The 24,181-nt window shown below is 67.8% G+C and carries 21 protein-coding genes; 18 read left to right on the forward strand and 3 right to left on the reverse strand.

What is annotated here, in order from left to right; genetic code table 11:
• Positions 1–22 precede the first annotated feature (22 nt).
• The 9 genes from BIX52_RS18275 (at position 23) to BIX52_RS18315 (ending at position 8,953) form a co-directional block, all read left to right on the forward strand.
• On the forward strand, positions 23–802 hold the full coding sequence (locus BIX52_RS18275; protein ID WP_075222599.1) for an ABC transporter ATP-binding protein: 780 nt from the start codon (positions 23–25) through the stop codon (positions 800–802).
• Positions 799–1,635: an ABC transporter permease gene (locus BIX52_RS18280; RefSeq protein WP_075222532.1), complete on the forward strand. Its 837-nt coding sequence runs from the start codon at positions 799–801 to the stop codon at positions 1,633–1,635. Before BIX52_RS18275 ends, BIX52_RS18280 begins: the two co-directional genes overlap by 4 nt.
• Before the next feature lie 51 nt (positions 1,636–1,686).
• Complete coding sequence (locus BIX52_RS18285) at positions 1,687–2,931, forward strand: cytosine deaminase (protein WP_245803228.1); 1,245 nt, start codon at positions 1,687–1,689, stop codon at positions 2,929–2,931.
• A complete protein-coding gene (locus tag BIX52_RS18290; protein WP_075222534.1) occupies positions 2,928–4,313 on the forward strand; it encodes an FAD-binding oxidoreductase in 1,386 nt (461 codons plus the stop codon). Before BIX52_RS18285 ends, BIX52_RS18290 begins: the two co-directional genes overlap by 4 nt.
• On the forward strand, positions 4,310–4,906 hold the full coding sequence (locus BIX52_RS18295) for an NAD(P)H-dependent oxidoreductase (RefSeq protein ID WP_075222535.1): 597 nt from the start codon (positions 4,310–4,312) through the stop codon (positions 4,904–4,906). The genes BIX52_RS18290 and BIX52_RS18295 overlap by 4 nt, the downstream gene beginning before the upstream one ends.
• 188 nt (positions 4,907–5,094) lie before the next feature.
• Positions 5,095–5,586: a MarR family winged helix-turn-helix transcriptional regulator gene (locus tag BIX52_RS18300; RefSeq protein ID WP_075222536.1), complete on the forward strand. Its 492-nt coding sequence runs from the start codon at positions 5,095–5,097 to the stop codon at positions 5,584–5,586.
• On the forward strand, positions 5,587–6,501 hold the full coding sequence (locus tag BIX52_RS18305) for a DMT family transporter (RefSeq protein WP_075222537.1): 915 nt from the start codon (positions 5,587–5,589) through the stop codon (positions 6,499–6,501).
• An 83-nt stretch (positions 6,502–6,584) separates the two neighbouring features.
• Entirely contained in the window at positions 6,585–7,766 is a 1,182-nt protein-coding gene (locus tag BIX52_RS18310; RefSeq protein WP_075222538.1) for a pyridoxal phosphate-dependent aminotransferase, read from the forward strand.
• Between the two features lie 170 nt (positions 7,767–7,936).
• A complete protein-coding gene (locus BIX52_RS18315; protein ID WP_075222539.1) occupies positions 7,937–8,953 on the forward strand; it encodes an alpha/beta hydrolase in 1,017 nt (338 codons plus the stop codon).
• Positions 8,954–8,971: 18 nt separating this feature from the next.
• Here the strand turns inward: BIX52_RS18315 and ubiG are convergent, their stop codons facing one another.
• Positions 8,972–9,721 (reverse strand): bifunctional 2-polyprenyl-6-hydroxyphenol methylase/3-demethylubiquinol 3-O-methyltransferase UbiG, encoded by a 750-nt coding sequence (gene ubiG, locus BIX52_RS18320; protein WP_108676622.1) that lies wholly within the window; start codon positions 9,719–9,721, stop codon positions 8,972–8,974.
• 80 nt (positions 9,722–9,801) lie between these two features.
• On the opposite strand from ubiG, the gene BIX52_RS18325 reads away from it, so the two are divergent.
• Positions 9,802–11,040: an aspartate kinase gene (locus BIX52_RS18325; protein ID WP_075222541.1), complete on the forward strand. Its 1,239-nt coding sequence runs from the start codon at positions 9,802–9,804 to the stop codon at positions 11,038–11,040.
• A 238-nt stretch (positions 11,041–11,278) separates the two neighbouring features.
• Here BIX52_RS18325 and BIX52_RS22985 read toward each other — a convergent pair whose 3' ends face one another.
• A complete protein-coding gene (locus BIX52_RS22985; RefSeq protein WP_139312809.1) occupies positions 11,279–11,581 on the reverse strand; it encodes a hypothetical protein in 303 nt (100 codons plus the stop codon).
• A 157-nt stretch (positions 11,582–11,738) separates the two neighbouring features.
• On the opposite strand from BIX52_RS22985, the gene ptsP reads away from it, so the two are divergent.
• The 4 genes from ptsP (at position 11,739) to BIX52_RS23510 (ending at position 17,258) form a co-directional block, all read left to right on the forward strand.
• Positions 11,739–14,003 carry a phosphoenolpyruvate--protein phosphotransferase gene (gene ptsP, locus BIX52_RS18330; protein WP_075222542.1) on the forward strand — a complete coding sequence of 755 codons (2,265 nt, stop codon included), beginning with the start codon at positions 11,739–11,741 and terminating at the stop codon, positions 14,001–14,003.
• A 15-nt stretch (positions 14,004–14,018) separates the two neighbouring features.
• Positions 14,019–15,080, forward strand: a complete 1,062-nt coding sequence (prfA, locus tag BIX52_RS18335) for a peptide chain release factor 1 (RefSeq protein ID WP_075222543.1) — start codon at positions 14,019–14,021, stop codon at positions 15,078–15,080.
• Positions 15,073–15,960: a peptide chain release factor N(5)-glutamine methyltransferase gene (gene prmC, locus BIX52_RS18340; protein ID WP_083550746.1), complete on the forward strand. Its 888-nt coding sequence runs from the start codon at positions 15,073–15,075 to the stop codon at positions 15,958–15,960. The genes prfA and prmC overlap by 8 nt, the downstream gene beginning before the upstream one ends.
• A gap of 344 nt (positions 15,961–16,304) precedes the next feature.
• The gene (locus BIX52_RS23510) at positions 16,305–17,258 is read left to right on the forward strand and encodes a DUF4167 domain-containing protein (protein WP_205647854.1); all 954 of its coding nucleotides are present in this window, start codon (positions 16,305–16,307) and stop codon (positions 17,256–17,258) included.
• A gap of 144 nt (positions 17,259–17,402) precedes the next feature.
• On the opposite strand, the gene BIX52_RS18350 is transcribed toward BIX52_RS23510, so the two are convergent.
• The gene (locus BIX52_RS18350) at positions 17,403–17,831 is read right to left on the reverse strand and encodes a DUF1489 family protein (protein ID WP_075222545.1); all 429 of its coding nucleotides are present in this window, start codon (positions 17,829–17,831) and stop codon (positions 17,403–17,405) included.
• A gap of 190 nt (positions 17,832–18,021) precedes the next feature.
• Between BIX52_RS18350 and BIX52_RS18355 the strand changes: the two genes are divergently transcribed.
• The 4 genes from BIX52_RS18355 (at position 18,022) to BIX52_RS18370 (ending at position 24,062) form a co-directional block, all read left to right on the forward strand.
• A complete protein-coding gene (locus tag BIX52_RS18355) occupies positions 18,022–18,837 on the forward strand; it encodes a UDP-2,3-diacylglucosamine diphosphatase (RefSeq protein ID WP_083550739.1) in 816 nt (271 codons plus the stop codon).
• Positions 18,838–18,873: 36 nt separating this feature from the next.
• Entirely contained in the window at positions 18,874–19,899 is a 1,026-nt protein-coding gene (locus BIX52_RS18360; protein WP_075222547.1) for a glycosyltransferase family 4 protein, read from the forward strand.
• A gap of 16 nt (positions 19,900–19,915) precedes the next feature.
• Entirely contained in the window at positions 19,916–21,529 is a 1,614-nt protein-coding gene (gene pgi / locus BIX52_RS18365; RefSeq protein ID WP_075222548.1) for a glucose-6-phosphate isomerase, read from the forward strand.
• Between the two features lie 232 nt (positions 21,530–21,761).
• A complete protein-coding gene (locus BIX52_RS18370) occupies positions 21,762–24,062 on the forward strand; it encodes a xanthine dehydrogenase family protein molybdopterin-binding subunit (protein WP_075222549.1) in 2,301 nt (766 codons plus the stop codon).
• Positions 24,063–24,181: the final 119 nt, after the last annotated feature.

Below are 24,181 nucleotides of genomic sequence, written 5' to 3' on the forward strand. Positions count from 1 at the left end.
TGCCGGCGAGGCGGGCCAGCCGATCGTCTCGCTGTCCGCCGTCACCAAGCGGTTCGACAGCGGCACCGTGGCCCTGTCCGGCGTCGATCTTTCCGTCGGCCGGGGCGAATTCCTCAGCCTGCTCGGCCCGTCCGGCTGCGGCAAGTCCACAATCCTGCGCCTCGTCGCGGGGCTGGACACGCCGACGTCGGGCCGCATCGATTGGGCGGAGAGCGAGCGGGGCCGGAAAGGCCGCCCGCGCGATGTCGGCTTCGTCTTCCAGGAGCCGACGCTGATGCCGTGGGCGCGCGTCTGGGACAATGTGTGGCTGCCGCTGCGCCTCAAGGGCCTCTCCAAACGCGAGGCGGCGCCGCGCATCGAGGAGGCGCTGGAGAGCGTCGGCCTCGCCGAATTTCACCGCGCCTTCCCGCGCGAACTGTCCGGCGGCATGAAGATGCGCGTCTCCATCGCCCGCGCGCTCGCCACCGACCCGTCCGTGCTCCTGATGGACGAGCCCTTCGCGGCGCTCGACGAGATCACCCGTTTCAAGCTCAACGACGACCTGCTGCGGCTCTGGAAGGACCGCGGGTGGACGATCCTCTTCGTCACCCACTCGGTGTTCGAGTCGGTCTATCTCTCCACCCGCATCGCGGTGATGAGCGGGCGGCCGGGGCACGTGGCCGAGACGATTCCCATCGACGAGCCGTCGCCGCGCACGCCCGCCTTCCGCACCTCGCCCGCCTATGCGGACTATGCCCGCACCACGTCCGACGCGCTGGCGACGGCGATGGCCGCCCCCGCCGGCGAGGAGACCGCAGCATGAGTGAGACGGCCTCCATCGACGCGCCGAACAGGCAGCGTACGCGCAAGCGGCTGGACCGGGCGCTGAGGATCGTCCTGCCGCTCATCGTCCTCGCGGGCGTGATCTACGGCTGGCACTATGTGGTGAAGGCCAACGCCATTCCGCCCTACATTTTGCCGAGCCCCGAGCTGGTGCTGACGACCCTGATCGACGAGCGCGCCCTCCTCCTCCCGTCGCTCGCCACCACGTTGACGGTGACGGTCATGGCGCTGGTCCTGGCGGTCATCGGCGGCGTTCTCCTCGCCATCGTCCTCACCCAGTCGCGGATCATCGAATATTCGATCTTCCCGATCGCCGTGGTGGTGCAGGTGACGCCGATCGTCGCCGTATTCCCGCTGATCAACATCTACATCGACGATCATCTGACGAAGATCCTCTTGTGCGCGTGGATCATCGCCTTCTTCCCGATCCTGTCGAACACCACGCTGGGGCTGATGTCGGCGGACCGGAACCTGAAGGACCTCTACCGGCTCTACCACGCTTCCCGGTGGCAGACGCTGCGCCACCTGCTGCTCCCCGCCGCGCTCCCCTATTTCATGGGCGGGCTTCGCATTTCCGGCGGCCTCGCCCTCGTCGGCGCGGTGGTGGCGGAGTTCGTGGCGGGCACGTCCGGCTTCGGCTCCGGCCTTGCCACGCGCATCATCGAGGCCGGCTATCAGCTCAAGATCCCGCGCCTGTTCGCGGCTCTGGCGTTGATCTCGGCCTCGGGCGTCGCGATCTACGTGGTGCTCAGCATCGTCTCCAACCTCGTCCTGGGGCGGTGGCACGAAAGCGCGATGGAGGGGCGGCGATGAGGTTTGCGCAATGGTCCGCCCTTTGACGGCGAACGGCGCGGGGACGGCCGCGTGAGGCTGGCGAACGCGGCGATCCCGGCCGTCTTCAACGAGGCGCTTCCGGGCGGCGACCTGATGCTCGCCGACATCGTCATCGACGGTGACCGCATCGCCTCGGTCACGCCCGCATCGGGCAGCGTCATCGGCGCGCGGGACTGCGGCGGCGGCATCGTGGTCCCCGCCTTCGTCGACATGCACACCCATCTCGACAAGGGCCACATCGCCCCGCGCACGGCGAACCCCGACGGCACCTTCGCCGCCGCGCTTGCGGCCACCGGCGAGGATCGCCGCGCCTTCTGGACCGCCGAGGACGTGGCGGCGCGGATGGAGTTCGCGCTCTCCACCGCCTACGCCCACGGTACGGCCGCCATCCGCACCCACATCGACAGCGCGGCGCCGCAGGACCGCATTTCATGGCCGGTCTTCGCCGCCATGAAGGAGCGGTGGGCGGGGCGCATCACGCTGCAGGGGTCCGCCCTCACCGCGATCGAGCAACTGCCGGACGATCTCGGCCCCCACTTCGACCTCGTGACCGAGCACGGCGGCATCGTCGGCGCGGTGATGCACACCGTCGCGGGCCGCGAGGCGAAGCTGCGGGCCCTTCTGGAGGAGGCGGAGGCGCGCGGCCTCGACGTCGACCTTCACGTCGACGAGAGCCTGGACCCCGGACGCAACGACCTCGCCCTCGTCGCCGCGGAGGCGCTGCGGATCGGCTTCTCCGGCACCATCACCTGCGGCCATTGCTGCACCTTGATGGCGATGGACCACGCCACCGCGAATCGCACGCTGGATGCCGTGGCCGAGGCGGGGCTCACCATCGTCTCGCTGCCGATGTGCAACATGTATCTTCAGGACCGGCACGCGGGGCGCACACCGCGCATCCGCGGCGGCACATTGGTGCATGAAATGCGTGCGCGCGGCATCCCCGTCGCCATCGCGTCCGACAACACGCGCGACCCGTTCTACGCCTATGGCGACCTCGACATGGCCGAGGTCTGGCGAGAGGCGACGCGCATCCTGCACCTCGACCACCCGGTGGGCGACTGGCCGGCCGCATTCTCCGCCGCGCCCGCGGCGATCATGGGCCTTGCCGATCGTGACAAGATTGCGCCGGGTGCGGTGGCCGACCTCGTGATTTTTCCGGCGCGACGGTGGGACGAGCTCATGTCACGGCCCCATATGGACAGGACCATCATCCGCGGCGGGGCAGTGATCGAGGCCACCCTGCCGGACTATCGCGAGCTTGCCGTGCCATGAACATCGCCGCGCTGAAGACCGACATTGCGGGCGTTCCCATCGAGGAGCATCCGCAGATCGTCCAGCAGAAGAGCCGCGATTTTTACTGGTATTCCCCGGTGCTGAAGCGCCAGCTCGAGACGGTGAAGGCCGACATCGTGGCGAGCCCGCGCACGCCGGACGAGGCGCATCTCGTCATCGGCGCCTGCTTCAAGAACGACGTTCCGCTCACCGTGCGCGGCTCGGGCACCGGCAATTACGGCCAGGCGATGCCTCTGTCGGGCGGCCTCGTCCTCGACCTGTCGGCGATGAACCGGGTGATCGAGGTGAAGGCGGGCACGGTGGTGGCAGAGGCCGGCGCGATCCTCGCCGACATCGACAAGGCCGCGCGCCCCACCGGTCAGGAGTTGCGGCTCTTCCCGTCGACCTACCATACCGCCTCGGTGGGCGGGTTCATCGCCGGCGGGTCAGGCGGTGTCGGCTCGGTGCGCTGGGGCGGGCTGCGGGATGTCGGCAACATCGTCTCGGCCAAGATGGTGGCGATGGACGGCTCCCACCCCACGGTGCTGACCTTGAAGGGGCGCGACCTCAACCGCGTTAGCCACGCCTACGGCACCACCGGAATCATCACCGAGGTGGAGATGCCGCTGGCCCCGGCCATCGCCTGGATCGACATGATCACCGCCTTCCCGACGCTGGAGGCCGCGGTGCGCCACGGCGAGACGCTGACGGCGGCGGACGGCCTCCTTCTGAAGAACGTCGCGGTGATGGACGCGGCCGTCGCCCCCTACCTGCGCCGCCACCGCCCCTACTTGCCGGACGGGTCCGCCTTCGTCGTCACCATCGCGGCGGCCTTCGCGGCGGACGACGTTGCGGCGCTGGGAGAGGCTTCGGGCGGCGAGGTCACCTTCCGCAGCGACCGCGTGGACATGGCGGCGGAGCGCCTGCCGCCCGCGTTCGAGCTTTCGTGGAACCACACCACCTTGCGCGCGCTCAGGGTGGACCCGGCGATCACCTATCTCCAGGTCCTCTATCCGCAGCCGGACATCGCCGGAAAAGTCATGAAGATGGCGCAGCTTCTGGGCGACGAGGCGCCGACGCACCTGGAATTCGTGCGCTTCGACGGGGCGGTCGGCTGCTTCGGCCTCCCCCTGGTGCGCTACACCGACGAGGCGCGGCTCGACGCCATCGTGAAGCTCCACGAAGACAATGGCTGTCCGATCTTCAACCCGCACCGCTACACGCTGGAAGAGGGCGGGATGAAGCAGACCGACCCCGTGCAGCTCAATTTCAAGCGGCGGGCGGACCCCAAGGGCCTGCTCAATCCTGGCAAGATGATCGCCTGGGACGATCCGGACTTCGACTATGGCCGCCCCTATCTCTTTCCGAGCCTGAGGGCATGAGCCGCGTCCTCATCGTCCTGTGCCACCCGAATCCCGAGAGCCTGACCCACCACCTCGCAGCCAAAAGCCGCGCGGCGCTGGAGGCGGCGGGCCACGAGGTGCGTGTGGTCGACCTCTATGCGGACGGGTTCGACCCGGTGATGAGCCGCGAGGAGCGGGCCGGCTACCACGCTCCGGGGGACAACGAGATCCCGGTGGCTGAGCATCTGGCACATCTGCGGTGGTGCGAGGGCGTGCTGTTCCACTACCCCACCTGGTGGTTCGGCCTGCCGGCGATGCTGAAGGGCTGGCTCGACCGCGTTCTCGTCCCGCACGCGACGTTCGAGATGCCGACCGAGTCGAAACCGATGCAGGGCGGGCGCGGTCTCGGCCACATCCGCCGGGTCGCGGTGGTGACGACGGCGGGCGCGCCGCTCGTCTATTCCAAGCTCATCGGCGAGCCGGGGCGGCGCACCTTGCTGCGCGGCTTCCGGGCGCTGTGCCACCCGCGCTGCCGCACGAGCTACGACGCGCTGCACCGGATCGACACGGCGACGCCGGAACGCCGCGCCGCCTTCGCCGCCCGCATCGCCCGCCGCGCGGCGCAGTTCTGACACCCCTATCCCTCTCAAGGCGTGCGGTGGCGAACCGGGGGAACGCCATTGCGGGCGCCGGCGACGGGAACACGCGCGCGGCGTCTCTCGCGGCCGCCGCCGCTTGCAGTCCCGGCGGATGCGACGTAAGGCACCAGGGATGCACAACCTGCCCGCTCCGGCAGCACGCAGCGTATCCGGGGGGCACCATGCCGTTCGACCTTGCCAAATCCGCCACGCATCGTCTGGCCCGTGCGGCCAAGGCGCAGAGGGCGCGCTCCGGCGCGCATCTGACGGCGATCGGGCTATATCCCGGCCAGGAACACGTCCTGAAGGCGCTCTCCACCGGCGAGGCGAAGACGATGTCCGCGCTCGCGGCGGAGCTCGGCGTTCAGCCGCCGACCGTCACGAAGATGGTCACGCGCCTCGCCGCTGGAGGTTTCGTCCTGCGCCAGACGTCGGAGGTGGACGGCCGCCTTGCCCGTGTCTCGTTGACGGAAACCGGCCGCGCCCTCCTCGGTGATATCGACAAACTTTATAAACGGGTCGAAAAAGAAGCGTTGGCGGGATTCGACGACAAGGACCGCAAGCGCATCCGCAAGCTCTTGAAGAAAATGGAAAAGAATTTGCTTGCTGCTCAAGGAATTGACCTCCCCGAGGAGCCGGACGATCTTCTCGACATCGAGGAAGCGGCGGAGTAGGTGCCGCTCCCCCCTGCTTCGACGGAGGCCGGCGCCAACCTGCGCGGCATCGCCCTCATGGTGCTGGCGGTGTCGCTGTTCGCCTGCCTCGACACCTCCGCCAAATGGCTCGGCGCGACGATGCCGTCGATCGAGATCGCGTGGCTGCGCTATTTCTTCCACGTCCTGCTGTTGTGCCTCTTCCTCAGGGTCTGGCGCGACCTCAGCCCGTTCAAGACCAGGCACCCGTGGATGCAGATCATCCGCGGCGTCACCTTGCTCCTCTCGACCTGCTTCAACTTCTGGGCGCTGAAATATCTGCAGCTCGCGGAGACCAGTGCGATCATGTTCGCCGCGCCCCTGATGGTCACCGCACTCGCCGGGCCGCTGTTGGGCGAGCAGGTGGGGATGCGGCGGTGGATCGCCGTCGGTGTCGGGTTCGTCGGCGTGCTCGTCGTGCTGCGTCCGGGCACGGGGGCGATGCACTGGGCGGCGATCCTGTCGCTGTGCGGCATGGTCAACTATTCGTTCTACATCGTCCTCACCCGGCGCATGCACAGGACCGAGAACTCGCTCAGCCTGCTGATGCTGTCGGCTCTGGTGGGCGTCGTGGTCCTCTCCCCCGCCGCACCCGGCGCGCTGATGAGGCTCGAGGGCTGGCAATGGCTGATCGCCATCCTGCTCGGCTTCTTCGGCGCGGTGGGTCACTATGCGCTGACCGTCGCCCACCGGATCGCCAACGCATCGACGCTGGCGCCCTTCGTCTACGCTCAGATGGTGTGGATGATCCTGCTCGGCTACTTCATCTTCCATCAGGTGCCGGACTTGTGGACCTTCGTCGGCACCGCGATCATCGCCAGCGCCGGCCTTTACATCCTGCACCGCGAGCGCGTGCGCGGGCAGGTGATCGCCCAAGGCGAAACGCCCACCCCCTGAGGAAAGACAGCGCACGATCGGCGAAGGCGGACGGTGACGCGCGCCCGGCTTCGCATTAAGAAGGCGGCCCGGAGGATACACCCATGCTCATGACTACGCCCGGCTTCGACCGGATCGGCGAGGAGAACGCCTTTGCGGTCCTCGCCAAGGCCAATGCCCTCGCCGCGCAGGGACGCGATATCATCAACCTCGGCATCGGCCAGCCGGACTTTCCGACGCCGGACCACATCGTCGAAGCGGCGGTGAAGGCGCTGCGGGACGGCCACCACGGCTACACCGCGGCCAACGGCATCCCGCCGCTGCGCGAGGCGATCGCCGCGGACATGACGATGCGCACCGGGGTGGAGACGAACCCCGACAACATCCTCGTCGTGCCGGGCGGCAAGGTGACGATGTACCTCGCCATCCTCCTGTTCGGTGAGCCGGGGGCGGAGATCATCTATCCCGATCCGGGCTTCCCGATCTATCGCTCGATGATCGAATATACCGGCGCGACGCCGGTGCCGCTGCCGATCAAGGAAGAGAACGGCTTCGCCTTCTCGCCGGACGACGTGGAGGCGCTGATCACCGACAAGACGCGCCTCGTCATCATCAACTCGCCCGCGAACCCGACCGGCGGCGTGACCCCGCCGGAGGACGTCAAACGCCTCGTCGACATCCTGATGAAGCACCCGAACGTGGCGGTGATGTCGGACGAGATCTACGGCCGCATGACCTATGACGGGCTGCCGCACGTCTCGCTCGGCTCCTTCCCCGAGCTGCGCGACCGGCTGATCCTCCTCGACGGCTTCTCGAAGACCTATGCGATGACGGGCTGGCGGCTCGGCTGGTCGCTGTGGCCGACGCCGCTCTACGACAAGTGCCGCAAGCTCGCCGTCAACGCCTGGTCGTGCGTGAACGCGCCGGCGCAATATGCGGGCATCGCCGCGCTGACCGGCCCGCAGGACGCGGTGACGGCGATGGTGGAGGCGTTCGACGACCGCCGCAAAGCCGTGGTGGAGGCGCTGAACGGTCTGCCGGGGATCACCTGCGCGACGCCGAAGGGCGCCTTCTACGCCTTCCCGAACATCACCGCGACCGGGTGGAAGGCGAAGGCGCTGGCCGACGCGCTGCTGACCGAAAGCGGCGTGGCGCTGATCGGCGGGCCGGACTTCGGCACGTTGGGCGAAGGCTATGTGCGGGTCTCCTACGCGGCAGCCAAGGACCGGATCCTCGAAGCCATGGGCCGGATGGGTGAGTTCCTGGAGAAGCGCGCCGCCGCCTGAGGCCCGGGCGCGGGGGCTATCGCCGCAACCTATCGCTGCGCCCGCCGGGCGCGGCATCGCCTTGACCGCAGCCTGGCACCGTCTGACGATCTCCCTGACCGGTCGCATCATCGCGACCGGCAACAACAAGGCCCGGCGCCTTCTGCGCACGGGCCACAGGGAGGATTGCGATGAAGCGCATCCTGGCATTGGCCGGGGCGATGGCGTTCGCCGCGCCAGCCGCCGCCGACATGAACGTGAAGGAAATCGGCAGCTTCCACATCGGCGGCGAAGTGGTGGAGCTGTCCGGCCTCGACAAACAGATGATCAGCTTCACCAAAGGCATGAAGCCGATCGAGCTGGACCCCAACGGCAACTTCAATGTCGGTCAAATGTACGTGCAGTACATCAAGCTGGCCGAGCCCAAAGGGCTGCCGATCCTGATGTGGCACGGAGGCGGCCTCACCGGTGTCACCTGGGAGACGAAGCCAGACGGTGAACCCGGCTGGCAGCAATATTTCCTGGAGGCCGGCCACGACGTCTACCTGTCCGACGCTGTGGAGCGCGGCCGCTCCTCCTGGGCGCGCTATCCCGAAATCTACGACGGGCCGCCCATCTTCCGCACCATGAAAGAGGGCTGGTACCTTTTCCGCATCGGCCCGCAGGAGGGCTGGAACATCGACCCCGCCAAGCGGCAGGCGATGGACGGCACGCAGTTCCCGCTGGAGGCCTACAACCAGTTCACCAAACAGTCCGTGCCGCGCTGGGTGTCGAACGACGCGCGCACGCAGGCGGCCTATGACGAACTGGTGGAGCGGGTGTGCCCCTGCATCATCATCGTCCACAGCCAGGGCGGCAATTTCGGCTACAACGCCGCGCTCGCCAATCCGGACCTCGTGAAAGGTCTGATCGCGATCGAGCCGTCCGGCGCGCCGAATCCCGAGCAGGCGGACGCGGCCGCCGTCGCAGGCGTTCCGCACCTGATCGTGTGGGGCGACTATATGGACATGGCGCCCTGGCCGACCTTCCAGGCGGCCAGCCGCACCTGGGCCGACGCCATCGACGAGGCCGGCGGGTCCGTCACCTGGATGCCGCTGCCGGAGGAAGGCCTCACCGGCAACAGCCACATGCTGATGATGGACAAGAATTCCGACGACGTGGCCGCGCTGATCGAAGCGTGGATCGAGGAGAACGTCAGCGCCGAGTAAGGCTCGCGGGCGCCAGGCTCACACGGTGAGGCTGGCGCCCGTCGGTTTGACCGCCTGGATCATGTAGTTGACGTCGGTGTCGTGGCCGAGCGCCCACTCGTCGCGGATCGGGTTGAAGACGACGCCGGTAGGCTGGCGCGCGGTGAGGCCGTTGGCGGTGAAGGCGCGCTCCAGCTCCGCCGGCTTCACCAGCTTGGAGAATTGGTGCGTGCCGCGCGGCAACCAGCGCAGCACATATTCGGCGCCGACGATGGCGAGCGCGAAGGCCTTCGGCGTCCGATTGATGGTGGCGAAGACGGTGAAGCCGCCGGGCCGCACCATGGCGGCGCAGGCGGCGACGAAGGCCGGCACATCCGCCACATGCTCGACGATTTCCATGGCGAGGACAGCGTCGAAGGTCTCGCCCGCGGCGACCATGTCCTCGGCGGTGGTGTTGCGGTAGTCGACGTCGACGCCCGACATGTCCGCATGGCGCTTCGCCACTTCGATGTTGGTGGCGGCGGCGTCGATGCCCACCACGTCGGCCCCCATTCGGGCGAGCGGTTCGGACAACAGCCCCCCGCCGCAGCCGATGTCGGCGATGCGCAGGCCCTCCAGCGGCGCCTCCAGCTTCGGATCGCGGTCGAAATGGCGGCACAGGGTCTGGCGCAGATAGGTCAGCCGAACGGGGTTGAACTTGTGCAGCGGCTTCATTTTGCCGTCCGGATTCCACCACTCGGCGGCAAGGCGGTCGAACTTGTCGACTTCGGCGGCATCGATGGTGGACATGACAAACCGTTGTTGTTCGTGACTGACCCTGCTAGCTAGCGGCTCCACCATTATTCGCAACATCCAAACGCCAAAGTCCGATGGCCCGCATCGTTATGAAATTCGGCGGCACCTCCGTCGCCGACCTCGACCGCATCCGCAACGTCGCCCGTCACGTCGAGCGTGAGATCAAACAGGGCAACGAGGTGGCCGTGGTCGTCTCGGCGATGGCGGGCGAGACCAACCGTCTCGTCGCCCTCTGCCGCGACGCCTCACCGCTCCACGACGCCCGCGAATATGACGCAGTCGTCTCCTCCGGGGAGAACGTCACCTCGGGACTGCTCGCGATCGTCCTGCAGTCGATGGGGATCGACGCCCGCTCCTGGCAGGGCTGGCAGATCAAGACCCGGACGGACGATTCCCACGGCGCCGCGCGCGTCGCCGCGATCGACACCGACGTTCTAGGCGAGCGTCTCGCCCAGGGTCAGGTCGCGGTGATCGCCGGGTTCCAGGGCATCTCGTCGATGAACCGCATCACCACGCTGGGGCGCGGCGGGTCCGACACGACCGCCGTCGCCATGGCCGCCGCGCTGAAGGCGGACCGCTGTGATATCTATACGGACGTCGACGGCGTCTACACGACCGATCCGCGGATCGTGAAGACGGCGCGCCGCCTGCCGCGCGTCTCCCACGAGGAGATGCTGGAGATGGCCTCGCAGGGAGCCAAGGTGCTGCACGTGCGCTCCGTGGAGCTTGCCATGGTGCACGAGGTTCCGGTCCTCGTGTGCTCCTCGTTCGCCGACCCGTCGCTGCCGCCCGAAGGCACGCTCATCACCCCCGAGATGGACGATATGGAACAGGAAAACGTCACCTCGATCGCCTACGCCAAGGACGAGGCGCAGATCACCTTGCGCGACGTTCCGGATTCGCCGGGTGTCGCCTACAAGGTGTTCGGCCCGCTCGCCCAAAACGGCATCAACGTCGACATGATCGTACAGAACATTTCCGACGACGGGTCCACCACCGACATCACCTTCACGCTGCCCGAAGCCGACTATGACCGGGCCATGAAGCTGCTCGAAGACCGCTCCGCCGATCTCGGCTATGCCAAGGTTCTGGGCAACAAGGACGTGGTGAAGGTGTCTGTGATCGGCATCGGCATGCGCAGTCACGCGGGTGTCGCGGCGACCGCCTTCAAGGCGCTGGCGGAGCGGCAGATCAACATCCATGCGATCACCACGTCGGAGATCAAGATCTCGGTCCTGATCGATTCGGCCTATACCGAGCTCGCGGTGCGCACGCTGCACGCCGTCTACGGGCTGGACAAAGCCGCCGCCTGACCGGGCTTTCGGCCGGCGCCGCGGAGGGTGACGGGCCGCAAGGCCCCCCACCCGTGCCCTCCGCACGTGCGGATCGGCAAGACTTGTCATAGATTAAGGCGCCTCTCGACGCGCACGTCTATTGAGCGCCAAGTTATTCGCCTACAAACCATCGAGGGAGGCGCGGCCGGTGGCGGTTGCGGCCGTGCGGATCGACCGGGGCGACGAAGATGCCGTCCGCCGAAGCGAGCGTGAAATATCACATGAGTTGATGTCCGGCCGCGGCGGAAGCATGGCTTCTATTCGCGGCACCCATAATGGCGACTGCCCTGTTGTAAGCATAAAAACTATAAATGATGCACATCAAGAAGGCATCCATTTCATAATTTCGCCACGAAGTTTCCTTGATGAATTCACCGTCATCGCGCAGTAAACTGGCGGCGGCGGGCAGGCGCGGTCGAGGACTGTGTTTACTTCTTGATCCTGCGCAATGCATTGCCGAAATTGGGCGGGTGAGCGAGGTGAGCCAATGAATGCCGTTACGTGTGCCGACAAGCGTCACGCAACCATTGCTGGCGAGCGATTTGGCGGCTAAAACTCCGCTGCCCCGCCGGCTGGTTTAACATCGCCACGGGGTTATATTACAGGCTCGTACATTTCGGCGGCATGAACTCAGACGTTTGTGCCTCCCCTCGGTTCGGACGACAAAGGGAGGACCGATGCGCGACACGCTCGCCGGCCCGAGGCAGCTCATCAAGCAGTTGCACGCCACGATGGCCGCGCCGATGGACGCGCAGGAGCGGCTCGACCGCATCGTGCGCATCATCGCCGACAACATGGTTGCCGAAGTCTCGTCGCTGTACGTCCTTCGTGCCGACGCGGTGCTGGAGCTTTATGCCACCCATGGCCTGAACGCCGCCGCGGTCCACCGTGCGGGCCTGCGCGTCGGCGAAGGCCTCGTCGGCCGTGTCGCCAAGACCGCCCAGCCGCTGAACATCACCAATCCGCGCGCCCACCCCTCCTTCGCCTACCTGCCGGAGACGGGCGAGGACGACTACAACACCTTCCTCGGCGTGCCGGTCCTGCGCGCCGGGCGGATGATCGGCGTGCTCACGGTGCAGAACCGCGCCCCGAAGCGCTACGACAACGAAGAGGTCGAGGCGCTGCAGACCGTCGCCATGGTGATCGCCGAGATCGCCGGGACGGGCGACCTCGAAAAGATCCCGCAGCCGACAGCCGCGCTCGACATCAAGCGCCAGCTCCATGTTTCGGGCGCATGCTTGTGCGAGGGTGTCGGCCTCGGCCGCGCCGTGCTGCATGAACCGCGCGTCGTCGTCACACGCTTGCTGACCGACGATGTCGAGCACGAGCTGAACCGCCTGGAGACCGCGCTCGACAAGATCCGCGGCAACCTCGTCGCCCACCTGTCGCGTGACGAGGTGCAGGCCGAGAGCGCCCCGCGGGACGTGCTGGAAGCGTTCCTGATGATCGCCCAGGACCGCGGGTGGGCGCGCAAGATGGCCGACGTCGTGCGCTCCGGCCTGACCGCCGAAGCCGCCGTGGAGCGCGTCCAGTCCGACAACCGCGCCCGGCTGATGCGCTCCACCGACCGCATGGTGCGCGAGCGGCTGCACGACCTCGACGACATCGCCAACCGCCTCCTGCGCGAACTTCTCGGCCGCTCCTCCATGTCGCTGGCGCAGGTGACCGGCGACGCCATCATCGTCGCCCGCACCATGGGCGCGGCGGAGCTGCTGGACTATGACCGCACGCGCATCCGCGGCCTCGTCATGGAGGAAGGCAGCCCCGCCAGCCACGTGACGCTGATCGCCCGCGCTCTCGGCATCCCCACCATCGGCCAGGCCGCCGGGGTCACGTCGATGGTGGAATCGGGCGAGGCGATCATCGTCGACGCCGACGGGGGCGACGTCCACATCCGCCCCTCCGCGGACGTCGAGAACGTGTTCGCCGAGAAGGTGCGCTTCAGGGCGCGGCGGCAGGCGCAGTACCGGCGCCTCAGGCACCTGCCTGCCATCACCCGCGACGGGGTCGAGGTCACCTTGTCGATGAACGCCGGCATGCTGGCGGACATGCCGCATCTGAAGGAGTCGGGCGCGGCGGGCATCGGCCTCTTCCGCACCGAAGTCCTCTTCATGATGGCCCACGCCCTGCCCCGCCAGCGCGAGCAGGAACAGCTTTACCGCAAGGTCTATGAAGAGGCCGAAGGGCGGCCCGTCTCGTTCCGCTCGCTCGACGTCGGCGGCGACAAGGTGCTTCCCTATCTGCGCACCATGGAGGAGGAGAATCCGGCGATGGGCTGGCGGGCGATCCGCCTCGGCCTCGACCGTCCGGGCCTGCTGCGCACGCAGATCCGCGCCCTCCTGCGCGCCTCCGCCGGACGCGAGCTGAAGCTCATGTTCCCGATGATCACCACCGTGGCCGAGTTCAACGCCAGCCGCGCTCTGGTCGACCGCGAGCGCCGCTTCCTGCACCAGCACGGCTATCAGCTTCCCGACACGCTGAAGCTCGGTGTGATGCTGGAGACGCCATCGCTCCTGTTCGAGCTGGAGGAGATCCTCCAGGTGGTCGACTTCGTGTCCGTCGGCACCAACGACCTCTACCAGTTCGCGATGGCGGCCGACCGCTCCAACGTGCGCGTCGCCGGGCGTTATGACACGCTGTCCCAGTCCTTCGTGCGGATGCTGAAGAAGATCGCCGACGCCTGCAACGCGGCCAACGTGCCGGTGACCGTGTGCGGCGACTTCGCCAGCCGCCCGTTGGAAGCGCTATGCCTGCTCGGCATCGGCTACACCGAACTGTCGATGCCGCCGGCCGCGATCGGTCCCGTTAAAACAGCAATCCGTGCAACAGATCTGGGACGGTTGCGCGCACGGCTGTGGCCAAGGCTTGAACCGGGCCGCGGAACAGACGACATTCGTCATCTGCTTTCGCGATTTGCGGATGCGAACGACATCCCGATCTAGGGTCTTAAAACACACATGGCGCTGAGGCAGCGGCTCGACGAGGTCGTCGACCGCTTCAATATCCTTGAACAACGCATGGCATCCGGCCCGGCGGCCGAAGAGTTCGTGCGCCTTTCCCGCGAATATGCCGAGCTCGAACCCCTCGTTCACTCCGTCTCCGCCCTGCGCGAGGCGGAGAAGGAGCTCGCCGGCATCGACGAGATGATGCGCTCCGGCGACGAGCTGGCGGAGCTGGCCGAGGCCGAGCGCCCGGCGGTGGTGCAACGCATCGCCACGTTGTCCGACGAGATCAAGATCGCGCTGCTGCCGAAGGACGAGGCGGACTCCAAGAGCGCCATCCTGGAAGTGCGCGCAGGCACCGGCGGCCAGGAAGCCGCGCTCTTCGCCGGCGACCTCTTCCGCATGTACGAGCGTTTCGCCAGCGAAAACGGCTGGCGCGTCGAAACGATGAGCCTCTCCGAGGGAGAGGCGGGCGGCTACAAGGAAATCATCGCCGCCGTGCGCGGCGATTCCGTGTTCGCCAAGCTGAAATGGGAGTCCGGGGTGCACCGCGTGCAGCGCGTCCCGGCGACCGAATCGGGCGGGCGCATCCACACCTCGGCCGCCACAGTCGCCGTGCTGCCGGAGGCCGAAGACGTCGACATCGACATTCCGGCCGGCGACATCCGCATCGATACCATGCGTGCGTCGGGCGCCGGCGGGCAGCACGTCAACACCACCGATTCGGCCGTGCGCATCACCCATCTGCCGACCGGAATCGTGGTCACCTCGTCGGAGAAGTCGCAGCACCAGAACCGCGCCCGCGCCATGGAGGTGCTGCGCGCCCGCCTCTACGACATGCAGCGCCAGGCCGCTGCCGATGCGCGGGCCGCCAACCGCAAGACGCAAGTCGGGTCCGGCGACCGCTCCGAACGCATCCGCACCTACAATTTTCCGCAGGGCCGCGTGACGGATCACCGCATCAATCTGACCCTTTACAAGCTCGACGAAATCTTGTCCGGTGCGGGTTTAGGGGATGTGATCGACGCTTTGGCGACAGACCATAACGCCAAACTTCTTGCGGAAGCCGATGCCTGACCTGATGGAGCCTCTCTTCTGCGGCGAACCGGAGCTGGGGCACCTCTACAACACCTTGCGCCGCGTCTTTCGCGAGGCGGACATCTCCACGCCCGACCTCGACGCACGCCTGCTCGTGACCGAGACGCTGGACGTCACCACAACGCAGCTCATCGCCAATCCGCGCCTCGTCATCGAGGACGAGTCGATCGCCGAGCTGGAGCGCCGTGCGCGCGAACGGCTGGCGGGCCGCTCCATCGGCCGCATTCTGGGCCGCCGCGCCTTCTGGTCGCTGGACCTGCGCGTCACCGACGATACGCTGGAGCCGCGGCCGGAGACCGAGACCGTGGTCGAGCTGGCGCTGGCCGCCCTCTACCCGCCCGACGAGGCCGTCACGGTCGCCGACCTCGGCGTCGGCACCGGGGCCATCCTCCTGTCGATCCTTTCGGAGCGGCCCGCCGCCTTCGGGGTCGGAGTCGACATCTCGTTCAAGGCGTTGGTGGAAGCCCGGCGCAATGCAGAACGGCATAATCTCGACCAGCGGGCCCGCTTCATCCAGGCCAATTTCGGCGCGGCGCTGGGCCGCCAGTTCGACCTCGTGGTGTCGAACCCGCCCTACATCGCCAGCGCCGAGGTGGAGACGCTGGACCGCACCGTGCGCGACTTCGACCCGCGTCTTGCGCTGGACGGCGGGGAGGACGGGCTGAACGCCTACCGCACCGTGTTCGCCCAGGCCGAGGCGATGCTGAAGCCCGGCGGCGCGCTGATCGTGGAGATTGCGCCGCTGGCCCGCGACGATGTGATTGCAGAAGCCGCCCTCCAGGGGCTTGAACCATTGGCGGTGGCTGACGATCTGAATGGAGACCCGCGGGCGGTGTCCCTGCGCCGAATGGTGGTTTGAGCGCCGAACTATGGTTTGTGCGCCACACTGGACAAAACATCGCCGCACCGCATAATTAAGTATTGGAAAGCGACGGGTGAGCCGCTACGGTGCCGCCGTCGGCCGAGCGGTCTTCGCGACGTCAGGTTCGCCTGAAGTTGCAACGGTACCGCATCGTGTGCCTGCCCCGAATGCGGGGCATCGTTATCACTGACGCCATCCTGGCGACGATCAAGCCCATCGACCCCGCCTACCGGGGAGACGGCGCTGTTGTCGTTGCCGACGGTCGAAGTGTGGTTCGCTGCCCAGGCGGCGTTCCGAACCCGAATCGGACGAGACTGTGGATTTCGCATAATGCGGAGTCCGTGGCGAAGCTTTGGCCCTGTATTGAATCGGCCGAAGCCCACCGTCCGCGTTCACCCATCTGTTCCGGATCGAGAAGCGAGCTGATGAGACCAAACAACCCGAGCAAGCGTCTTCGTGGTCGCAGCCGGAGCAAGGGCGGCGGGAATCCGCTGTCGCGCTCCTACGAGTCGAACGGCCCCGACGTAAAGATCCGGGGCTCGGCTTTGCAGGTGGCGGACAAGTACGCCCAGCTTGCACGCGATGCCCAGTCTTCGGGTGATCGCGTGATGGCGGAAAACTACTTCCAGCACGCCGAACACTATTACCGGATCGTCGCCGCCGCCTACGAGCAGAGCGGCCAGCAGCAGCCCCGCGGCGACCGCCGCGACGAGGACCGCCGCGACGACCGCCACCGCGGCAACGAGCAGCCCTCCATCAGCGGCTATGACGGGATGGAGGACGACGACGAGGGCCTGCGCCGCGCCATCCGCGTGAACGGAAACGGCCACGGCAATCGCGATCAGGACGACGACGACGAGGACGACGCCCCGCCGCCGCGCCGCAACGGGCGCCGCAACGGTAACGGCAACGGCGCGCACGCCAGCAACGGCAACCACGCCCCGTCCCATCACGCCGCCGCCCACCAGCATGCGGCCGACGATGATGACGACGACGACGATTCGGCCGACGCGCCGCAGGACCTCGCCTCCGCGCCGCAGCCTGACGTGACGCCGGCCGCCGAAGAGCCCGCCACCGTCGACGCCTCTGCCGAAACGGCCTCCGCCGAAGACGGCGAGGGCGAGGACAGCGGCGACGACGCGAAGCCGAAGAAGGCCGCGAAGCCGCGCACCCCGCGCCGCCGCACGGCGACGACGCCGCGGACCCGCGCGCCGCGCACCCGCCGCACCGCCGCCGCGGCCGACGCGGGTGGCGACGGCGCCCCCGCAGCCGCCGAGTCCGGCGAGCCGAACTGACCTCGGCGACGGGGCGCATGCCGCGCCCCACCGCTCGAAGGCGAATAATACGCAACGAAAAAGGCGCGGAGTGCGATGCACCCCGCGCCTTTTTCGTTGTCCGTCCGCACCCCGCGGCCCCGGCGGCTCCCGCCGGGCGCGCCGTCAGATCAGGCACAGCTCCATCAGGTCGCGGCGCATGGCGTCCGGCATCGCCTCGTCCACCGCGCCCAGAACGATGTCCGCCGGCGCCTCGTCCGCCCGCAGATAGCGCCAGCCCTGGAACGGACGGCACGGGCGCGGCCGCACCGCGAACACCTCCGGGTCGAGCAGGATGCTCACCCGGCCTATACCCGTATTGTCGGTGAAAGGCTCCAGCCCGAGGATCCTCTGGCGCGCCTGAACGCTGCCCTTGATCACCCAGTAGAGGCTGCCGCCGTTCACCAGCTCGTCGACCCGTTTGGGGGCCATGCGCGTCGTAATGGCCATGGCGGGCACATCGCCGCCGCGCTCGGCCGCGCGAAAGGCCGCCCTCTCGCGCATATCGTCGAGGGAGGCGACCCCCACCGCAAGCTTCAGAAGATGCACCGTCATGCCGAAAGGGCTAGGCGCGCCACCGCCATCCGGCAAGCCACAGGGGCGCGACTGTACCCGCTGTTCACCGAATGTCACACTGCGCAAAGTTGCCCCCTGCCCTTGCGCCGATGGTGTTGCGATGCCCTGTTCATACACTCAAAAGGTATGCTAGCAGGCGCCCATGAGGCTGAACGGCACGAGGTCGGATATGGGATCCGAGGATGATCCGAACGTGCGGAAGTTCCGCACTCTGTTTCTGTCCGATATCCATCTCGGCACACGCGGCTGCCAGGCCGAGCTGCTTCTCGATTTCCTCCGCCACCACGAGTCCGACAAGCTCTTCCTCGTCGGCGACATCATCGACGGATGGCGCCTGAAGAAGACTTGGTATTGGCCCCAGGCCCACAACGACGTGGTGCAGAAACTTCTGCGCAAAGGCCGCAAGGGCACCGAGATCGTCTACCTGCCCGGCAATCACGACGAGTTCCTGCGCGACTATGTCGGCACCCACTTCGGCGGCGTCGAAGTGGTCGATTCGGTGATCCACACCACCGCCGACGGGCGCCGCCTTCTCATCATTCACGGCGACCAGTTCGATGTCGTCGTGCGTCATGCGAAGTGGCTCGCCTTCCTGGGCGACTGGGCCTACGTGACGACGCTGGCCGCCAACACCTGGGTCAACGTGGTGCGCCGCAAGCTCGGCCTCACCTATTGGTCGCTGTCGGCCTGGGCGAAGCTGAAGGTGAAGAACGCCGTCTCCTTCATCGGCCAGTTCGAGCAGGCGCTCGCCACCGAGGCGAAGCGCCGCGGTGCCGACGGCGTCGTGTGCGGCCACATCCACCACGCGACGATGCACGACATGCACGGCACGCAATATATCAACACCGGCGACTGGGTGGAGAGCTGCACCGCCATCGGCGAGCGGTTCGACGGGACGTTCGAGCTGATCCGCTGGACACGCCTCGCAGATCGCGAGCCGGCGGGCAGCGACATCCCCACCCCCTCCCGTAGCCAAGCGGCATGAAGCACACGGCACCATGAGTGATCGGAAGACCGGGCGATGACGCGCCTCGCCCTCGTGACGGACGCCTGGCACCCGCAGGTGAACGGCGTGGTCCGCACCCTCGACACCACCCGCATCGAGCTCGAAAAGCTCGGCATCGACGTGTCGATGATCACCCCGGCGGACTACCGCACCGTGCCGATGCCGACCTACCCGGAGATCCGCCTCGCGGTGACCACGCCGGGCCGCGTCTGCCGCGCGATCGACAAGGTGAAACCGGACTACGTCCACATCGCCACCGAAGGGCCGCTCGGCATGATCGCGCGGCGCTGGTGCCGCCTCAACGGCGTCGGCTACACGACGAGCTACCACACCCGCTTCCCCGAATATGTCCGCGCGCGGGCGCCGGTGCCGCTGTCCTGGTCCTACGCCTTCGTGCGCTCCTTCCACAATGCGGGCGTCGGCTGCATGGTCTCCAACACCACGCTGGAGAAGGAGCTGGCCGAGCACGGCTTCAAGCGGCTGGTGCGCTGGGTCCGCGGCGTCGACACGGTCACCTTCAACCCTGACGTTCCGCCCGCGCTGAAGGATCTGCCGCGGCCGATCTTCCTCAATGTCGGGCGCGTGTCGGTGGAGAAGAATATCGGCGCCTTCCTGGACCTGGATTTGCCCGGCACCAAGGTGGTTGTCGGCGACGGGCCGGCGCTGGCGGACCTGAAGAAGCGTTATCCTGACGTTGTCTTCACCGGCAACAAGATCGGCGAGGAGCTGACGGCGCACTACACCGCCGCCGACGTCTTCGTGTTCCCGTCGCTGACCGATACGCTCGGCCTCGTGCAGATGGAGGCGATGGCGTGCGGCGTTCCCGTCGCGGCCTACCCCACGATGGGGCCGATCGACCTGATCGCCGATTCGGGTGCAGGCGTCATGAGCTGGGACCTGCGCCAGGCCGCGCTCGACGCGCTGGAGATCGACCGCGACCACTGCCGCGCCTACGCCGAGCAGTTCTCGTGGGAGGCCAGCGTGCGCCAATTCTGGGACAATCTGCAGACCGCCAACAATGTCGCGGTGCGCAAACGCTGACGGAGACGGGAACGCCATGGCCGAGCCGACGATCGACGCCCTCGCCGCCCACAAGGCGGATCTGTCCGGCTTTCACCTGAGGGCCGCCTTCGACGACGACCCCGGCCGCGCCGCCCGCTTCACCGCGCGCGAAAACGACCTCCTCCTCGATTATTCCAAGAACATCGTCACCGAGGAGACGATGGCGCTGCTGATGGCCCGCGCCCGCGCCGCGGGGCTGGAGGCGATGCGCGTCGCCATGTTCGCCGGTGAGCCCATCAACCTCACCGAAGGCCGCGCGGTGCTTCACGTCGCCCTGCGCGGCCCCGGCCCCTTCATGTTGGACGGGCACGACGTGTCGGGCGACGTGGCCGATGTGCTGGACCGCGTGACCGCCTTCGCCGACGGGGTGCGCTCCGGCGCGGTCGCGGCGGCGGACGGCGCACCGTTCACGGATGTCGTCAACATCGGCATCGGCGGCTCGGACCTCGGGCCGCGCATGGCGGTGCGGGCGCTGTCGCCCTACTGGGGTGGCGGGCCGCGCGTCCACTTCGTCGCCAATGTCGACGGGGCGGACATGGCCGACACGCTGGCCGGGCTCGACCCCGCGCGCACACTCTTCCTCGTCGCGTCGAAAACCTTCACCACGCAGGAGACGATGACCAACGCGGCCACCGCCCGCGCCTGGATCGTCGAGCATTGCGGCGAGGCGGCCGTGGGGGCGCACTTCGCGGCGATCTCCACCGCACTCCCCAAGGTGGCCGAATTCGGCATCGAGCCGGACCGCGTGTTCGGCTTCTGGGACTGGGTCGGCGGGCGCTATTCGGTGTGGTCGGCGATCGGCCTCTCCGTCGCCATCGCCGTGGGGGGTGAGAATTTCCGCCGCTTCCTGGCCGGTGGCGCTGCGGCGGACGCGCACTTCAAGACGCGCCCGCTGGAAGAGAACATCCCCGTCATCATGGGCGTTCTGGGTGACTGGTACCGCACCTTCTGGGGCTACGGCGCCCACGCGATCCTGCCCTACGACCAGCGCCTCATCGAGTTCGCCGCCCACCTGCAGCAGGTGGACATGGAATCGAACGGCAAGCGCGTCCACCGCGACGGGACGGCGGTCACCTCGCCCACCGGGCCGGTTATCTTCGGCGAACCCGGCACCAACGGGCAGCACGCCTTCTACCAACTCATTCACCAGGGGACGAACCCGATCCCGGCGGACATCCTCGTCGCCGCGCAGCCGCACGAGAGCCTGTCCGACCACCACGCCAAGCTCGTCGCCAACGCGTTGGCGCAGACGCAGGCGCTGATGAAAGGGCGCACGCTGGAGGAGGCACGCGAGCAGCTTCTGGCCAAGGGCGCCTCGGCCGAGGAGGCCGACAGGCTGGCCCCGCACCGCGTCTTCCCCGGCAACCGGCCCTCCAACACGCTCGCCTATGGCACGCTGGACCCGTTCACCCTCGGCCGCCTCCTCGCCTTCTACGAGCACAAGGTGTTCGTGCAGGGCGTCCTGTGGGACATCAACTCCTTCGACCAGTGGGGCGTGGAGCTCGGCAAGGAGCTCGCCGGCGTACTGTTGCCCGCGGTGAAGGGCGAGACCGCGCCCGAGCTCGACGGCTCCACCGCACAGCTTCTGGCGCACCTCACCGGGAACTGATCCGCGGGACACCGGACCGGCGCCGACCCGCAGCCCTGCCGACCCGCGGCACCTTGCCGCTCAAACGACAGGCCACTCAGACGACAGGCCACTCAGGCGACAAAGAGCACAATGCGTGGTGGCGCAAACGATTAAGCGCGGCTAGGCTCAGCCGCAAAATCAAGGCCGGGGCGGAACGGTGAGCGCCGCCTCCGTACCCGGCTTGTGCCCAACGCTCGGATGGGGAAGCTCAATGAACGATATGACGATGGCCAAGTTCGGTATGGGCGCATCCGCCCAGCGCGTGGAGGACCAGGCGCTCATCACCGGCCACGGCCAGTACACCGCCGACGTGACGCCCGAGGGCACCCTCTACGCGGTGATCGTGCGCGCGCCGATCGCCGCCGGGACCTTCACGATCACCGACGTGACCGCCGCCGAGGCCGCCCCGGGCGTGGTCAAGGTGCTGACCTACGCCGACATCGGCGATTGGACCGCGCCGCTTCCCTGCCGCGCCAACTACCCCGAAGAAGACGGTACGCCGCTGAAGGTCTACCCGCGCTATCCGCTCGCCAAGGATTCCGTGCGTCACCTCGGCGACCCGGTCGCCATGGTGATCGCCGACAACCTGACCCTCGCGAGCGACGCCGCCGAGCTGGTCGAGATCGAGTGGAACGCCACCGACAGCGTGACCGACGCCGCCGAGGCGCTGAAGGACGGCGCACCGCTGGTGTGGCCCGAGCACGGCAGCAACCGCGCCTTCAAGTACGGCGTCGGCAACAAGGACGCGACGGAGGCCGCGTTCGCCAAGGCCGCGACCGTCGCCAAGGTGGAGCTGCGGAACAACCGCCTCGTCACCAACTTCATGGAGACGCGCGGCGCGCTGGGCGAATACAAGGACGGCCGCTACACGTTGACCGCCGGCACCCAAGGCGGCCACGGCATGCGCGGCGTCCTGGCCGAGATCCTGAAGGAAGACGAGAAGAACATCCGCGTCGTCACGCCCGACGTCGGCGGCGGCTTCGGCACGAAGATCTTCGTCTATCCCGAGTATCCGTCGGTGATGGCGGCGGCCAAGCTCCTCGGTCGTCCGGTGAAGTGGATCTCCACCCGCCAGGAGGCCTTCCAGTCCGACAGCCAGGGCCGCGACAACGTCACCGTCGCCGAAATGGCGATGGACGAGTCCGGCAAGTTCCTGGCGCTGCGCGTCGACCTCAAGGCCAACATGGGCGGTTACCTCGCCCAGTTCGGGCCGCACATCCCGTTCGTCGGCTCGTCGATGGCGCCCGGCGTCTACGACATCCCGGTGATGTATGTCGGCATCCACGGCGTCTACACCAACACGGTGCCGGTCGACGCCTATCGCGGTGCGGGCCGTCCGGAGGCCGCCTACACGGTGGAGCGCCTCGTTGACGAGTGCGCCCGCGTCACCGGCAAAACGCGCGAGGAGATGCGCCGCTTGAACTTCATCAAGCCGGAGCAGATGCCCTACAAAACCGCCGCCGGCCGCACCTACGACACCGGCGAGTTCGACGGCCACATGACCCGCGCCATGGAGGTCGCCGGCTGGGACACGTTCGAGTCCCGCAAGGCCGAGAGCGCGGCGCGCGGCGCGGTGCGCGGCATCGGCATGGCGACCTATATCGAGGCGTGCGCCTTCCCCGGTGCCGAGCGGGCCGAGATCGAGCTGTCGCCGGACGGGAAGCTGACCCTGATGATCGGCACCCAGACCAACGGCCAGGGCCACGCGACCGCCTATAGCCAGATCATCGCCGAGAAGCTGGGCCTCGAACCCGGCGACATCACGGTGATCCAGGGCGATACGGACCGGGTGAAGACCGGCGGCGGTACGGGCGGCTCGCGCTCCATCCCGCTCGGCGTTCCCTCCGTCAACGTCGCCTCCGAGGCGATGGCGAAGAAGCTGAAGGAACTCGCCTCCGATAAGCTCGAGGCCGGCGCGGACGACCTGGAATTCGACGGCGGCGTGGTGCGCATCGCCGGCACCGACCGCTCGGTCACCTTCGCGGAGCTGGCGGACGGCGCGTCCTTCTCCACTGAGGGCCGCGTGCAGCAGGACGAGCCGACCTTCCCCAACGGCACGCACATCTGCGAGCTGGAGATCGACCAGGCCACCGGCAAGGTGTTCATCCTGTCCTACGTCATCGTCGACGACTTCGGCGCCACGGTGAACCCGGTGCTGCTGCAGGGTCAGGTGCACGGCGGCGTGGTGCAGGGCATCGGCCAGGCGCTGCACGAGCGCACGGTCTACGACGACGAGGGCCAGCTCATCTCCGCCTCGCTGCTCGACTATTGCGTGCCGCGGGCGGACGACGTGCCCTTCTTCCACTTCGAGACGCGCAACGTGCCCTCCACCCACAATGCGATGGGCATCAAGGGCGCGGGCGAGGCCGGCACCATCGGCGCCGCGCCTGCGGTGATGAACGCCCTCTGCAACGCGCTGTGGACCGGCTTCGGCGTGCCGCACGTGGACATGCCGGCGACGCCGGACGTCCTGTGGCGCGTGATGGCGGACGCCTCCAAGGCCGCCGCCTGACGCAGCCTCACGGCTCCGCACGTTGCTCGCGGAGCAAGGCCCCGGCGCCGTCTCGCCGGGGCTCCACATAAAGGACGCGAAGCCCCGCCCGGTCTCACCAGGCGGGGCTTCGTTTTGTA

The sequence above is a fragment of the Acuticoccus yangtzensis genome (genome assembly GCF_001927245.1).
Classification (GTDB): Bacteria; Pseudomonadota; Alphaproteobacteria; order Rhizobiales; family Amorphaceae; genus Acuticoccus; species Acuticoccus yangtzensis.

Coding starts and splice junctions, on each gene's coding strand:
- BIX52_RS18280 (WP_075222532.1), top strand. CDS start 799: ATGAGTGAGACGGCCTCCATCGACGCGCCGAACAGGCAGCGTACGCGC.
- BIX52_RS18290 (WP_075222534.1), top strand. CDS start 2,928: ATGAACATCGCCGCGCTGAAGACCGACATTGCGGGCGTTCCCATCGAG.
- BIX52_RS18295 (WP_075222535.1), top strand. CDS start 4,310: ATGAGCCGCGTCCTCATCGTCCTGTGCCACCCGAATCCCGAGAGCCTG.
- BIX52_RS18300 (WP_075222536.1), top strand. CDS start 5,095: ATGCCGTTCGACCTTGCCAAATCCGCCACGCATCGTCTGGCCCGTGCG.
- BIX52_RS18310 (WP_075222538.1), top strand. CDS start 6,585: ATGCTCATGACTACGCCCGGCTTCGACCGGATCGGCGAGGAGAACGCC.
- BIX52_RS18315 (WP_075222539.1), top strand. CDS start 7,937: ATGAAGCGCATCCTGGCATTGGCCGGGGCGATGGCGTTCGCCGCGCCA.
- ubiG (WP_108676622.1), bottom strand. CDS start 9,721: ATGTCCACCATCGATGCCGCCGAAGTCGACAAGTTCGACCGCCTTGCC.
- BIX52_RS18325 (WP_075222541.1), top strand. CDS start 9,802: ATGGCCCGCATCGTTATGAAATTCGGCGGCACCTCCGTCGCCGACCTC.
- ptsP (WP_075222542.1), top strand. CDS start 11,739: ATGCGCGACACGCTCGCCGGCCCGAGGCAGCTCATCAAGCAGTTGCAC.
- prfA (WP_075222543.1), top strand. CDS start 14,019: ATGGCGCTGAGGCAGCGGCTCGACGAGGTCGTCGACCGCTTCAATATC.
- prmC (WP_083550746.1), top strand. CDS start 15,073: ATGCCTGACCTGATGGAGCCTCTCTTCTGCGGCGAACCGGAGCTGGGG.
- BIX52_RS18350 (WP_075222545.1), bottom strand. CDS start 17,831: ATGACGGTGCATCTTCTGAAGCTTGCGGTGGGGGTCGCCTCCCTCGAC.
- BIX52_RS18355 (WP_083550739.1), top strand. CDS start 18,022: ATGGGATCCGAGGATGATCCGAACGTGCGGAAGTTCCGCACTCTGTTT.
- BIX52_RS18360 (WP_075222547.1), top strand. CDS start 18,874: ATGACGCGCCTCGCCCTCGTGACGGACGCCTGGCACCCGCAGGTGAAC.
- pgi (WP_075222548.1), top strand. CDS start 19,916: ATGGCCGAGCCGACGATCGACGCCCTCGCCGCCCACAAGGCGGATCTG.
- BIX52_RS18370 (WP_075222549.1), top strand. CDS start 21,762: ATGAACGATATGACGATGGCCAAGTTCGGTATGGGCGCATCCGCCCAG.